The sequence below is a fragment of the Deltaproteobacteria bacterium genome (assembly GCA_016933965.1).
Taxonomy (GTDB): Bacteria; Desulfobacterota; Syntrophia; order Syntrophales; family UBA2210; genus JAFGTS01.
Genome location: JAFGTS010000019.1, coordinates 17122 through 30738 on the forward strand (window position 1 = coordinate 17122; position 13617 = coordinate 30738).

11 protein-coding genes are annotated in these 13617 nt (G+C 55.2%); 8 read left to right on the plus strand and 3 right to left on the minus strand.

The annotated features are described in order from the left end of the window. The first annotated feature begins 26 nt into the window (after positions 1 to 26). From lpxK to waaF (JXO48_04310), 6 genes are all read left to right on the plus strand, one after another. On the plus strand, positions 27 to 1112 hold the full coding sequence (gene lpxK / locus JXO48_04285) for a tetraacyldisaccharide 4'-kinase (protein ID MBN2283090.1): 1086 nt from the start codon (positions 27 to 29) through the stop codon (positions 1110 to 1112). Beyond that, entirely contained in the window at positions 1109 to 2038 is a 930-nt protein-coding gene (locus tag JXO48_04290; protein ID MBN2283091.1) for a lysophospholipid acyltransferase family protein, read from the plus strand. The genes lpxK and JXO48_04290 overlap by 4 nt, the downstream gene beginning before the upstream one ends. A gap of 98 nt (positions 2039 to 2136) precedes the next feature. Then, entirely contained in the window at positions 2137 to 3252 is a 1116-nt protein-coding gene (waaF, locus tag JXO48_04295; protein MBN2283092.1) for a lipopolysaccharide heptosyltransferase II, read from the plus strand. After that, positions 3243 to 3830 carry an isoprenylcysteine carboxylmethyltransferase family protein gene (locus JXO48_04300; protein MBN2283093.1) on the plus strand — a complete coding sequence of 196 codons (588 nt, stop codon included), beginning with the start codon at positions 3243 to 3245 and terminating at the stop codon, positions 3828 to 3830. Before waaF (JXO48_04295) ends, JXO48_04300 begins: the two co-directional genes overlap by 10 nt. Before the next feature lie 342 nt (positions 3831 to 4172). Further along, on the plus strand, positions 4173 to 4730 hold the full coding sequence (locus tag JXO48_04305) for an HAD family hydrolase (GenBank protein MBN2283094.1): 558 nt from the start codon (positions 4173 to 4175) through the stop codon (positions 4728 to 4730). Next, positions 4727 to 5770 carry a lipopolysaccharide heptosyltransferase II gene (waaF, locus tag JXO48_04310; protein MBN2283095.1) on the plus strand — a complete coding sequence of 348 codons (1044 nt, stop codon included), beginning with the start codon at positions 4727 to 4729 and terminating at the stop codon, positions 5768 to 5770. The genes JXO48_04305 and waaF (JXO48_04310) overlap by 4 nt, the downstream gene beginning before the upstream one ends. Positions 5771 to 6076: 306 nt before the next feature. Here waaF (JXO48_04310) and JXO48_04315 read toward each other — a convergent pair whose 3' ends face one another. Beyond that, positions 6077 to 6589, minus strand: a complete 513-nt coding sequence (locus tag JXO48_04315) for an OmpH family outer membrane protein (GenBank protein MBN2283096.1) — start codon at positions 6587 to 6589, stop codon at positions 6077 to 6079. 112 nt (positions 6590 to 6701) lie between these two features. On the opposite strand from JXO48_04315, the gene JXO48_04320 reads away from it, so the two are divergent. Continuing rightward, entirely contained in the window at positions 6702 to 7244 is a 543-nt protein-coding gene (locus tag JXO48_04320; protein MBN2283097.1) for a hypothetical protein, read from the plus strand. A gap of 38 nt (positions 7245 to 7282) precedes the next feature. On the opposite strand, the gene JXO48_04325 is transcribed toward JXO48_04320, so the two are convergent. Beyond that, positions 7283 to 8032, minus strand: a complete 750-nt coding sequence (locus JXO48_04325) for a SapC family protein (GenBank protein MBN2283098.1) — start codon at positions 8030 to 8032, stop codon at positions 7283 to 7285. 700 nt (positions 8033 to 8732) lie between these two features. Here JXO48_04325 and JXO48_04330 point away from each other — a divergent pair. Next, positions 8733 to 11459 (plus strand): PD40 domain-containing protein, encoded by a 2727-nt coding sequence (locus tag JXO48_04330; GenBank protein MBN2283099.1) that lies wholly within the window; start codon positions 8733 to 8735, stop codon positions 11457 to 11459. Between the two features lie 487 nt (positions 11460 to 11946). On the opposite strand, the gene JXO48_04335 is transcribed toward JXO48_04330, so the two are convergent. Then, positions 11947 to 13296 carry a formylglycine-generating enzyme family protein gene (locus tag JXO48_04335; protein ID MBN2283100.1) on the minus strand — a complete coding sequence of 450 codons (1350 nt, stop codon included), beginning with the start codon at positions 13294 to 13296 and terminating at the stop codon, positions 11947 to 11949. Positions 13297 to 13617: the final 321 nt, after the last annotated feature.

The window sequence follows — 13617 nt, forward strand, 5'->3', positions numbered from 1 at the left end:
TCATGTTTTTCAATCGGATGAAGGAGATGAAGCATACGGGCACCTATATATCCTCCATGCTGAACGATGAGGGGAGATCCTTTCGATACGCGCCCTTTCTCGGGCTCTCTTTTCTTTACAGCTGCGGCGTACGATTCAGGAACGACCTGTATGACAGGGGAGTCCTGAAGGTCCACAGACTCCCCTGTCCCGTCATCAGCGTGGGGAATATCACCGCCGGCGGCACGGGCAAGACACCCACGGTCATCATGCTCGCCGAAATGCTCAGGGATCGGGGATACAAGCCTGCCGTCGTGAGTAGGGGATACAAAGGCACATACCGCGGAACGGTCATGACCGTATCGGACGGTGAAGCAGTGAGGACCAGCGCGGAACGGTCCGGTGACGAACCGGCATTGATCGCGCGAAAACTGCCCGGCGTGCCTGTCATGATCGGAAAGAAACGAATTCATGCCGGCAGGCATGCCGTCGAGCGTTTCGGAGCGGACCTGATCATCCTTGATGACGGATTCCAGCACCGCTCCCTTCACCGGGACATCGACATCCTGCTGATGGACGGCGTCCGGCCCCTGGGAAACGGGTTCCTCCTGCCCCGCGGGCTCCTTCGGGAGGGTGCGGACTCCATGAAACGGGCCGCCATCCTGGTCGAAACGAACGGCGGCTCACCGAGCCCCGCGGTGGCGTCCCTGCGTGAGCGATTCTGCCCGCGGACACCTTTTTTCCAGGCCCGCCGAAAGCCTCACGGCGTCGCCGGAGGCGCATCGCGGGAAGAATTCCCCCTCGAGCACCTGCGAGACCGGAGGGTTTTCGCCTTTGCCGGCATAGCACGACCGGAAGGATTTCGAAACAGACTTCAACACCTCTGCCGCGGTATTGCCGGGTTCCGCGCCTATTCCGACCACCATCGCTACACGGCGGAAGACGTACGGGACATCCGTGAAGCATTCCGATCGTCAGGAGCGGACCTGATCCTGACCACGGAAAAGGACGGGATAAAATTGGTTGACTTTACCGATTTTGTAAGGGATATCTTCACCCTTGAAATCAGAATGGAAGTGATCCCGTCCATTACCGATTTCGAAGAAACCATCCTCTCGACACTGAAACGATGAAAATACTGCTGTCAACACGGATAATCATAGCGATTTTCACCAATATTCCCCTGGGTCCGCGGAGAATGCTCTTCAGGGCGCTTTTCATGCTGTTCTACCATGTCTCACCGCGGCACCGGTTCATAACGCTCCACAATCTGACACGCTCCTTCCCAGAAAAAACCTCCCATGAAATCAGGAAGATAGCAAAGAACGTGTACCGGAGCCTGGGAACTACGGCGGCGGAATTCTTTCAGATCCCTTCCCTTGCTCAGAACAATAATTTCGAGTCGCTCATCCGGACCCAGGGCCGGGAGCATTACGAGAAGGCCCTGGCAAAGAAAAAAGGCATCATTTTTTTCACAGCCCACCTGGGAAACTGGGAACTCATGGCGTCCTATTTCGGACGACACATGCAGAAAGGACATATCATATACCGTTCTCTCGATAATCCCATCATGGAAAACCTGGCGGCCTGGGAGAGGAGCTATACGGGCAACGTCCTCATTCCGACGGGAGGCGCCATCAGGAAAATACTGGAGGTCCTCAAGAAGAACGGGATCATTGGAATCCTCATAGACCAGAACGTTTCCTGGCGCGAGGGGGTTTTCGTAGATTTCTTCGGAAGGCCTGCCTGCACCTCCACGGGACTGGCGGAGCTTGCCCTCACAACGGATGCCGCCCTTCTCCCCGCCTTCAATCATCGATTGGCGGACGGCACGTACCTGTTCACCATCCTTGAAGAGTACCAGGTTGTCAGGTCGGGCGATTACGAACGGGATATCATCGAAAATACCAGGAAGATCACTGATATTGTAGAAGACATGGTACGGGATTACCCCGATCAGTGGTTCTGGCTCCACCAGCGCTGGAAAACAAAACCGGTCCAGGCGCTCGGAAGAACGAGGAGATTGTCCTTTCTCGAATCGAAGCTGCAGGGATCATAGGTTCCGGACGCTATCGGCATGCACCACGGGGGCGACGGCCAGAGAACAGACCTGTCCGCCGGCGTACATCAACAGGGAGCAGGGAAACGGCACATATAATGCTGCATGTGCGAAATGCGAAGACCTTTCCCCTCGGGGGAAGTCCCAACATCCTGATACGGGGGACCAACTGGATCGGTGACGTCATCATGACGCTTCCCGCCGTCGCCACTATCAGAAAGAACCTTCCCGAAGCGCGCATATCGGTCCTGGCCAAACCCTGGGTAGCTGAGATCTACCGTCTTTCGCCCCACATCGACGGCATTATCCCCTTTGAAAGCCCCGGCAGGCATGAAGGGATCAGCGGGATATGGCGCCTCGCATTGGACCTCAGGAAGGAGAACTTCGACGGGGTGATCCTCCTGCAGAACGCCATCGAGGCGGCCATCATTGCGACGCTGGCGGGCATCCCGCTGCGGGCCGGCTACAACACTGACGGACGGGGATTTCTGCTCACCCATTCCGTGAAGCGAACGGGCGAAATCCGCCGGGTACACCAGATCGATTATTATCTGGAGATGCTCAGGGCGCTGGGGTTCCATCCGGCGGGACGGGAGGTGATCCTGTCCCTTGGCGAAGAATACGACGACCGTGCCCGCGATATTCTCTCCGCCCATCATATTTCACCGGACACCCCCTGCATCGGGGCCGCCCCGGGGGCCGCCTACGGTCCGGCCAAGATGTGGTTTCCCGACCGGTTCGCACAGGCGGCACAACGACTCGCCGCAGAACAGGGGGCCGCCATCCTCATCTTCGGAAGCGATGGTGACCGGGAACGGGCGGAGATGGTCGAAAAAGAGGTCCGGCGGGGCACCGTTATCAATCTGGCGGGAAAGACGAACCTGAAAGAAGCCGTCGCCCTGATAGCCCGCTGCATGCTCTTTCTTTCCAATGATTCGGGATTGATGCACCTCGCAGGCGCCCTGGGGATACCTCTGGTGGCCGTCTTCGGCTCGACGAACCCCGTCACGACATCACCAGTGGGAAAGCACAGCGTCGTCATTTACAAGAATGCCGATTGCAGTCCCTGCCTGAAAAAGACCTGCCCCACCGATTTCCGGTGCATGGACATGGTCACTGTGGAAGACGTCTATCGAGCGGCGCGCCGGCTCCTCGAAGAAGCGGACAGGGGAAAAACCCGCAGCGGCGCGGAGGGAGAGAACATATGCCAGTAACACCGGTTCAACGAATGAGAAGGACCGTCAGCTGGGTCGCGGCACTTGCCGTCCTGACGGTCATCCTGTTCACGAAACACGACCACGGGCCATACCTTGCCGGAATACTCAAAACAGCGGGGTTCGCGCTGGTGTTTCTCTGCGTCCTGGGACGGATATGGTGCGCCGTCTACATCGGCGGCACCAAGGACAGGGAACTCTGCACGGACGGGCCCTACTCGCTGTGCCGGAACCCGCTCTATCTCTTCTCCTTTTTCGGCGTCGCGGGACTCATGAGCGTGTCGCAGAACCTGTATCTGCTCATTCTCTCCATCCCTCTTTTCTGGCTTTACTATCATTTTGTGATCACCTCGGAAGAAAAGGGGCTTGAAAAGCGATTCGGGAAGGAATTCATCACATACCGTTCCCGAACGAACCGTATCATCCCGAGTTTCAGAAATTATTGGTCCCGGGAACGCGTCGAGGTTTCCACAAAGGTCATGGTCAGGGCCATCAGCGACGCCGGCGTGTTCCTCTGGATACTGATCTTCCTGGAACTGTTGGAATATGTTGATATTACTAAGTGCCTGAGTGCCTGAGTGCGGGAATCGTGATTCGTTCATTCGGGATTCGGGATTCGTGGTTCGTGGTTCGGGAATTGGGATTCGGGATTGGGAATTCGGGGATTGTTGTGATGGTCATTGCGAGGAGTGGAACGACGAAGCAATCCCATGGTTTCTCGCCGAGATTGCCGCGCCGCTACGCGGCTCGCAATGACGTCAAAAGGGTCGTAATTCGCCGATTCATGGGTGTTTTTCACCTCCCTTTGTAAAGGGAGGCCGGGAGGGATTTATACAAAAGCAAATCTCCCCCAACCCCTCTTTGTCAAAGAGGGGGGCAGAACGGGCACTCAGGCACTCAGGCACTTTATTTTGAAACCAATGAAAACAGCCGCCGTATTTCTCGACAGGGACGGAACGATCAATGAAGAGACGGGATATCTGCGAAGCCTTGAGGACCTGCGGATATTTCCCGAATCCTTTGAGGCGGTCCGGCTGATAAACCGCATGGGCGTGCTGGCCCTGGTGGTCACGAACCAGTCCGGCGTCGCCAGGGGATTCTTTGATGAAGCCTTCGTCGCGGCGGTCCATGAAGAGCTTCGAAATCAGATGGGGCATCACGGGGCTGTCATCGACGGTTTCTATTACTGCCCCCATCACCCCACCGAAGGAACCGGGAAATACCGTATTACCTGCGACTGCCGGAAACCGAAGCCGGGCATGATACTGCAGGCGGCGCGGGATTTTGATATCGACCTGAAGCGATCATACCTGATCGGGGACACGCTGCGGGACATGGAAACGGCTGAAAATGCCGGGGTAACCGGAGTCCTTGTCGACACGGGATACGGGAAAGAGATATCTCCGGCTGACTTTTCGGGTGATCGTTTCCCCACCGTCCTGGAAGCCGTGCGGTGGATCGAGGAGGCTTGCCGATGAACATCCTCATCGTCAAACTGAGCGCCATCGGCGACGTGGTGCACACCCTGCCTTCACTTTCGGCCATTCGAGATCGATATCCCCGGGCGCATATAACCTGGGTCATCGAAGAGGCATCGGCGGACCTGATCGCGAACCACCCCGCCCTCGACCGGGTACTTGTCTCCCGCCGGAAGGGGTGGCTCCGGGAACTGCAAAGATCCGGCAAAACTAGACCGGCTCTTGCGGAAATGGCAGAGTTCATCAGAGGGTTGCGAGACCGTTCCTACGATGTGGTCATTGATTTCCACGGCCTGTTCAAGAGCGCCCTTATCGTCGCCCTCAGCGGCGGAAAACGGAAGATCGGTTACGACAGCATGCAGGAGCTGAGCGGCCTTTTTCTGAACGAGAAGGTCCCCGAAGACATGAGCAAGCACGCCGTGGACCGCTATCTTGATCTTGCCCGGCATCTCGGGGCCGACCCGAACCGGGTTGAATTCACCATTGCCGTTGATAATGATAACCGGCTCCGGGTCAGCAAGCTCCTGGAAGCTCACGATATCAACATCACCGCGCCCTTCATCGCCGTCAATCCCGTGGCCTTCTGGGAGACAAAACTCTGGGAGGATGAAAAGTTCGCCCGTCTCTGCGACAGGATCGGAGAGGAACTGGATATCCCGGTCATCATCACGGGAGGCGGCGGCGAAAAGCGACTGGAACGCATAGCGGGGATGACACGCGGGCCCTGTGTCAATCTCCAGGGTAAAACGACCCTTCGCGACCTCGCATATCTCTATCAGAAAGCCCGGTTGGTGGTGACCACCGACTCTGGGCCCATGCATGTCGCCGCCGCAATGGGAACACCGGTGGTGGCCCTCTTCGGCCCCACGGACCCGGTACGGACGGGGCCCTACGGTGAAGGGCACCGCGTCATCAGAAAAAACCTTCCCTGCAGCCCCTGTTTCCTGAAGACCTGCAAAACCATGCAGTGCATGAAGGAGATCAGCGTGGACGAGGTCTTTCAGGCGGTCGTGGAGAAAATCGGGAATCGGGATTCGTGATCCGGGATTTGTATAGCAAACCTATTGCTTTGTCATTCCCGCTCATTTTGTCATTCCCGCTCATTTTGTCATTCCCGCTCATTTTGTCATTCCCGCGAAGGCGGGAATCCAGGTTTTATCGTGTTTCTTCGGACTACTTCTGGATTCCGGATATCCGCTGACGCGGATTCCGGAATGACAGAAGGGAAAAACAACGGATTATTGATTGATTACGGATTACGAGTCCCCAATCCCGAGTCCCGAATAACGAATCACGAACCCCGCACTCAGGCACTCAGGTACTAAGGAACTCAGGCACTTACGTAATTACTGCTTATTCAACTCCTTGATCACCTCATCGGTGATATCCACCTCGGGGTCCAGAAAGCCCACAGCGTTCGGGTCCTTGATGATCATGGTGTATTTCCCTTTCTGGGCCACTTTTTTCAACACGGTGTCGGCCTGCTGAAGGATCTTCGCCACCAGTTCCTGGTCCTTTTCCTTGATCTCTTCCTTGATATCCGCTACGAGGCGCTTATGCTCCTTCACCATGTCCTGGAGCGTGTTCAGTTTTTCCTGCCGCGTCTCGGTGCCCATGGAATCCTTGTTATTGTTGATCTCATCCTTGAGCCGGTTGATCTCGAGCAGGCTTTTCTGAACGATCAGTTCTTTTTCCTGCCGGAGCGTATCGAAATCCCGCCTGGCTTCCTTTCCGATGTTGGAGTCGCTGACGATCTTTCTCACGTTGATATAGCCCACCTTAGAGGCGGCATATACGGGCTGAAGGCACACCGCCAGGGAAATCAGGATCATAACCGAAAAAAAGAGCGTCTTCTTCATGTCATTGTTCCTTTCTCATATCTTTCACTATTCTTGACAGCGGCGGGCTTTTTTCCTATACAATGACCTACGTCGCCGTCAAAGATGTATTCGTAACGCCGGAGAGAGCATCATGGCCAATGCCATACGACAGTTGAACATGGCTTACAATCCCGTGGAAGATCGGCTTCTTCTCAGGATATCATCGGGCCGCGATGAGAACCTCACGGAGTACCGCATCTGGCTGACGCGCCGCTTCGTCCACATTCTCTGGAACGCCCTGGAAAAGGTGCTCGACAAGGATCCCTCCCTTTATGAGAAAGTCTCATCTGATAACATAAACGCCGTGAAGGATTTCCAGGAACAGGCGGCCCTTTCACGGGCGGACTTCAAAACACCCTATCAGGCGAAGACCGCAGAGACACCCCTGGGCCCGGAGCCGATCCTCGTCTCACGACTCCAGGTACGGAAGGCGTCATCGGGAGGCCATGTTCTCTCGCTGCAGACGGCGGAGGGCAGGTCTATCAACCTGGCCCTCCAGGTCCAGCTCATCCATTCGATCCGTAAACTGCTTGCCGACGCAGTCGCCAAGACAGGATGGAACCTGTCACTTGGCCCATCAAAGAGCGCGGAACCGACTTCCGGGGTGGTACCGCCGCGAAGTCTCAATTCATGAGAGGTCAGGCCCGACACCCTTCCGCCCGGCACGATACATTATCCTTTTGCGGTTCCCGCGCGTGACGCGATGGACATGAGCGTCCGGAAATTCGACAGCGAGTACAGGTGCGCGTAAACCCACGCCAGGTATCCCGTCCTCACCAGATTCAGGATCTTATCATCTTCAAGCTGCAGCATCTTCTGTTCATTCACCATCAGCAGACCCGCAAACCCCCGTTTTTCACCAGCGGGCATGGTGATGTTCGCTGAGACATCTCTGAAGAGCTCGTATTCCTTCAGGGTTTTTACGAGTTCTTTCGTGTTCTCGAACTGAGCCTGGTAATTTCTCAGGAATTCAATGATCTTCTTGAACTGATCGGTCTGGTTTCCCTCTTCGTCGAAGAGCGTGATACCGTCTTTCTTTTTCTTGCCGAAACCCTCGTAACTGGAATCGATACAGACCGCAAAGGATCCGTCCTGTCCCACATTGCTGGCGAGAATGAAGGGATACCGCCGGAAGAATGCGGGGATATAGGCACCATCGCGCCACTTTCCCTCGGCATCGACAAAGAGATTCTCATTGTTCCGCAGGCCCAGCAGCGCCACCGGAATGATCTCCTCGTTCTGGCCTTTTGTAAATACGACGGGGTAAAACTTCGCTGCCTCGAGAAATTCCTGCCCCACGATCACAACGGAATTCAGTTTGCCTGCAAAGGCATAACTGTCAACGGGCGCCACTTTCACAGACCGGTGCGTTACCGAGTTCAAAAAGATGGGATTCTTGTAGATACCTTGCTGCTGCTCCATAATCGATTCTCCTTTTCAGTATCTCGTATTATAAACCCGCACACACCCCGTGTTCGGGTATGTCGACGAAAGCATCCGCAACCGCGACGTATCAAGGGAAAAAGCATTAAATAATCAGCATTTGCCGGAGGTTGTCTTCTACCATGGCCCATCATATTGGTCAAGATATAAATTGGAATTCTCCGGTTATGTCCTCATATGACATTTTTTCTTGTTCCATAATAAAAATTTCAGTACCACTTCCGGCACGGATCACGGTTTTCCCCTCCCTTTGTAAAGGGAGGCCGGGAGGGATTTATGTTTTTAAAATCCCCCTCAATCCCCCTTTTTCAAAGGGGGAATTGATCTCGGAGGGGATACAGTGTGCCGATTCATCGGCGGTTTTGTCTTTCCTTGATGCTCCAAATACGCCTGATAAATCAGGCAACTACAAAAACAAATTACGAATTTCAATTCCCTAATAACGAATCCCGATCCCCAGTTCCCGATTCCCGAATCACGAATAACGAATCACGATCCCCGATTTCCGACCTCGTATAAGAAAATTTGATGCCGGTCATAAAAATCGTGGACGTACATCGTCAAATGCTCTAAAATGCTTCTCAATATATTATCAGGATAGTTCGCAGCACACCGGGACTATTCACGTCAAATCGGTGTATCAATAAAAAAAGTAAATTAACATGCAGGAGGTTGCCCGATGAAGCGAAGATGTCTTATTGTATTACTCCTTACAGCAGCTCTCGCCATGTTGCCCCTTTCAGCGGCGGTGGCCATTATGCCCCTGACCGGCCCTTATGACTGGGGGAATGAGGGAGCGGCAAGCACGTACGTGGACAATATCCTTCAGATCACCCCCGCCGGTGACCAGTGGGACGGGTGGGTAACATGGTACAACAGTGAAATAAAGGACACCTTTAATCCCGGGACGGAGGACTGGATCCTCTGGAACTGGGAATGGTGGTTCTATTACTCCGGCTCGTTCTATTACGGGGACGCGAATGTCGTTGGAGGTCAGGACTGGGCCCAGTGCTGGGGCGCCTACCCCTGGAGCGCCGACGGCCAGTGGATCATCTATTCGTCAACGATCCCCTATTTGTGTCCCATGGAATATTATTTACGGGCACACCACGCCATCTGCCGGATCCACCCCGACGGCACGGGCTACGAACAGCTCACCACCAATGATGCGGGCGAAACTCACGGAAGCTTCCTGGGAGCCGATAACGATACCATTATCTTCAAACGGGGACCCTCGATCTGGAAGAAAGACCTCCTGGCTGACTTTTTGCTGCGATCAGGACCGACAGATGCCGGCGAAACGAACCTGACGGAAGTTCACCGCTATGAGCCGGGGATCCTCCACGGCGAGTGGGGAGAGCTGGAAGAAGCCCTTGAACTGAAAGATGAAATCCTTTCCGATGAAGACCTCCTGAAGGAAGACGGTGGCCAGCCCGCCGAGGGCAAGCCGGTACCGAGCCCCGACGGAACGAAGATCGCCTTTCAGCGCCAGGGAACCATCTGGGTCATGGATGCCGACGGAGCGAACGCCGTCCATGTGGCGGGGAAACGCGTGGACATCCCCGTTGAAACAACGCTCCTCTTCGACCCCAACGATGAAGGCGGGTTTGATGTCTCCACACCGGGGGAATGTGCCTGGGAAGAAGACATGGGTGCTCCACTGGATATCTGCTGCGGCGAATATCCGGATTTCGCGCAGATCTCCTTTGACCGGTTCGTCTTTCCCTTTGCCGATAAAACCTACGGTTATGTACCAATGACAACTGGAGACCCGGACCTGAAAAACTATTTCATGCCCTATGACGGTGACGGGTATTACTACATCTCCCCCAACGGCCATGTGAGCCTCGGCGGGAACAACGACATGTTTGATGAAGGCTGCAACTGCGGCGGTCCCGACAAGCTCCTCAACGCGCCTTACGCCCGGATAGCCCCCTTCTGGACCCACCTGGCCCGTCATCTCCAGATAGAAGACTGTTATGATCCCGAGTGCCCGGACTACGCCGTTTACATCAATGCCTTCTCCAACATGGGTGAATCGGTCATCGAGACAGAGGTCGGGTATGAGGGATGCATCGATCAGTGCGAATATGACTATTTCAGCGGCTTTGCCCAGGGTTATGAAGGAATCATCGACCGGGTCGTCATCACCTGGTATCAGATGAAGCTCATCGACAACGACAAGCGGCTTACTTTCCAGCTTCAGCTCTTTGGCGAGAACAGCGCTTACCCGGGCAGGATCATCATGTCCTATAAGTTCGACGGGACCGACGATTACGAGATCAACAGCGGCAAGAAGGTCCTCATCGGCCTTGCCCCGGGGTACAACAAGGACGGATATGAGTCCTGCGACAAGGAAGATCCCAACAGCTGGATACTGGAACCGGCGGGTATCGATTACACGGCGGACCTTCCTTACAACAGCGGGTCCGTGGCGGCGATATACGAGCTCTTCTACAAGATCCACGGCGCCACGAAGCACAGCTGGAGCCCGGACAGCCAGTGGGTCCTCTTCAACGGAAGCCCCGGCTGCGCGGTCTTCCCCGATATTTTCGAGGGTGAAGGACGAAGCTATTGTGAAGGCGGCAAGCAGCGTATCTTCAAGGTCCAGCCCGACGGCTACGGCCTGGTGATGCTGTCCGACCTGGGCGAATCCGGCCTCTACGAGAATAACTGGGCCACCTGGAGCCCCGACGGACAGTGGATCGCCTATCATGAACGGGATTTCAACGGGTACAGGGATCCTTACTATGACGGCTCAACTTTTATTTACGATGACATCTACCGGCTCATGATCATGCGCTCCGATGGAAGTGACAAGAGGCCCCTCGTCGAGGCACAGTACGACGAAGAGCGCACCCAGATTGAACCGCCGGTGGAGGAGGACTGGGTGGGCGTCTGCGGTCCCACCTCCTGGAGCCCTGATTCCCAGTGGATCACCTTTAAACGGAGCGACACCCTTGACCATGGTGACGGCGGAGAGATATCGATCATCAACATCGATACGCTTGAGATCATCCCCCTTACCACGGGCTATGACGATTACCGCATGTGGTGGAGCCCGAATTCCGAGGTTAACCAGATCCTTTTCAGAGATGTCGACGACTGGGGTTATTCACGGGACGGCATTTTTGATGAGGATTTTTATAATTATGATTCCGACGACCTCCTGGTCATCAACTTTCACCTCCCTGTTGATGCGATCCCCGGTGACATCGACGGCGACGGCGACGTGGACATGAACGACCTCTACCTGCTTCTGTCCCACAACGGCCAGTCGTCCGATGAATGCCCCCTCTGCGACATGAACGGTGACGGCGTCATCAGCGTCACCGACGCCCGGGCGCTGATCGCCATGTACCCGGCACTCGCCAGGGACCGGAGGGTCAGGCTGTTGCTGAGGTAGGAAAAAGAGGATTACGGATTAACGGATTACAGGATTACGGATTACGGATTACGGATTACGGATTACAGGATTAACGGATTAGTGGATTAGTGGAAAAGCCGCCGGATGTTCCGGCGGCTTTTTTTTGCGCGGTTTCAGGATAAGAGGAAGTACCGAGGAGAAAACCGGACTTATGGTTTATCCGTCATTATACGGGGATTTTTTTAGTTCGCCGATCCATCGGCGTTTTTCCCCTCCCTTTGTAAAGGGAGGCCGGGAGGGATTTATACAAATTAAAATCCCCCTCAATCCCCCTTTTTCAAAGGGGGACTTGACCTCGGAGGGGATGTAGTGTGCCGATTCATCTGCGGTTTTATCTTTCCTTAATGCTCCAAATACGCCTGATAAATCAGGCAACCACAAAAACAAATTACGAATCTCCATTCCCGAATAACAACAAGTCCCGAATCCCGATTCTCGAATTCCGAATCACGTACAACTCAGGCACTTATTCACACGTGGACCCAATAAAACAGCCGCCGCCACCTCCTCCACCGCCGCTCTTTTTGCCGCCGTCATCGCCACCGCTGTCCCCGGGAACGGCCGGTCCGCCCGGATCGGTGATCCTGCCATTGGCCGTCTCGTCGCTGTCGCCGGCACCGCCGTCGGTCAGGTTCAGGGTCACTGTCGCCCCATCGATCACTGCGTGCTCATACTCGTAGAACCCCGCGTCGTCCACCTTGTAATAGGCAGCATCTTCGGGCAGAGCGGACGGAAAGGTTATTTCCACAACGGCATCCTCACCGGGGTCAAGTCCCGTGATGGTAAAGGTCACCAGGCCATAAGGAAAGTCATAGCCTTCGGGCTTATCGGCCTGGTTCAGGCTCGCATCGGTGTCGGCCAGTGCAGCCACGCCGGCAAGAAAGGCACCCGCCGGTTCCGTCAGCGTCACGACCAGTTTCCCCGACCCCGCGGCCGCGTCTGGCGTCGCCTTCGTAGCGTCATCGGGGTAGTCGTCCTCATCATTCGGAATACCATCACCATCACGGTCATCGGAGGATACCCTCACTTCCCGCAGGAGACGGAACCCCGTGTCGGCCCAGCGGTATTCAGCGGGATTTTTCAGCAGACGGTTCGCCGAGGTGCAGTTTTCACCATCAAGGGCCAACTGCATGAAGGACCCGCCCCGGACGACCTTTCCCTCACCGTCGGCAGGCCCCTGGGGGTCGGTCTGCGGGTCATCGGTATAATAGATGTCGCTGTACCAGTCCTGACACCACTCCCAGACGTTGCCGTGCATATCATAAAGCCCCCAGGGATTGGGCAGTTTTTCCCCCACTTCATGGGCCCAGAACTCATCGGGGTACGCATTATCACGATACCACGCATAATCACCAAGGTCCGCCCCACCAAAGGAAAAGAGGGTTGTCGTACCCGCCCGGCAGGCGTATTCCCACTCCGCCTCCGTGGGAAGGCGGTAGAGTTCCATCCCCGCCTCGGCATTCTTCGCAGCTATAAAGTCCTGCACGTCATCCCAGGACACATAGGTTGCGGGGTAGTTATTGCCCACCTTGACGGGCTTTTCACCCCAGGCATCGACCCAGGGCCTGGTGCCCATGACGTCGTACCACTCCTTCTGGGTTACCTCCGTTATGGAGAGATAGAATGAACTCGATATGGTGACGGTGTGCACCGGCTGTTCATCGGAGGAACCGCTTTCATTTCCCATCGGGAAAGACCCTGCCGGGACCAGGACATAGCCGGGGATCACCTCCTGCGCCTGAACCCCGGTAAGCCATGATACGATGAAGAATGTTGTGAGAAATACTGCAAGCCAGCCCTTTTTCTTGATTATCATGGAACCCTCTCTTCTCTTCTGAATGTGGCGTGTTCGTTAAAGCATCGGGATATTACAGTAATTTATAATAGATGGCGGGAAATGGCAATGAGAAAGAAGCGGGGTGCGGGAGTATCTGAGTGCGTGAGTGCGTGACAATACTGAAGTCCCCCTTGAAAAGGGGGATCAAGGGGGATTTTACGAGAGGGAAAACGAATCCCCATTCCCGAATAACGATTCCCGGATCAAAAAAAGCCGGGAAGGATCGCTCCTTCCCGGCTTCTTCCGTTTATGTTGTTGTTGGTTACTCGGCCTGGATCAGGTCAAAGGGCCTGATGACGG

Excerpts from the sequence above, each read along its gene's own strand:
- JXO48_04325 (MBN2283098.1), bottom strand. The coding sequence starts at position 8,032 with ATGGAGCAGCAGCAAGGTATCTACAAGAATCCCATCTTTTTGAACTCG.
- JXO48_04290 (MBN2283091.1), top strand. The coding sequence starts at position 1,109 with ATGAAAATACTGCTGTCAACACGGATAATCATAGCGATTTTCACCAAT.
- lpxK (MBN2283090.1), top strand. The coding sequence starts at position 27 with ATGAAGCATACGGGCACCTATATATCCTCCATGCTGAACGATGAGGGG.
- JXO48_04300 (MBN2283093.1), top strand. The coding sequence starts at position 3,243 with ATGCCAGTAACACCGGTTCAACGAATGAGAAGGACCGTCAGCTGGGTC.
- JXO48_04335 (MBN2283100.1), bottom strand. The coding sequence starts at position 13,296 with ATGATAATCAAGAAAAAGGGCTGGCTTGCAGTATTTCTCACAACATTC.
- JXO48_04320 (MBN2283097.1), top strand. The coding sequence starts at position 6,702 with ATGGCCAATGCCATACGACAGTTGAACATGGCTTACAATCCCGTGGAA.
- waaF (MBN2283092.1), top strand. The coding sequence starts at position 2,137 with ATGCTGCATGTGCGAAATGCGAAGACCTTTCCCCTCGGGGGAAGTCCC.
- JXO48_04305 (MBN2283094.1), top strand. The coding sequence starts at position 4,173 with ATGAAAACAGCCGCCGTATTTCTCGACAGGGACGGAACGATCAATGAA.
- waaF (MBN2283095.1), top strand. The coding sequence starts at position 4,727 with ATGAACATCCTCATCGTCAAACTGAGCGCCATCGGCGACGTGGTGCAC.
- JXO48_04330 (MBN2283099.1), top strand. The coding sequence starts at position 8,733 with ATGAAGCGAAGATGTCTTATTGTATTACTCCTTACAGCAGCTCTCGCC.
- JXO48_04315 (MBN2283096.1), bottom strand. The coding sequence starts at position 6,589 with ATGAAGAAGACGCTCTTTTTTTCGGTTATGATCCTGATTTCCCTGGCG.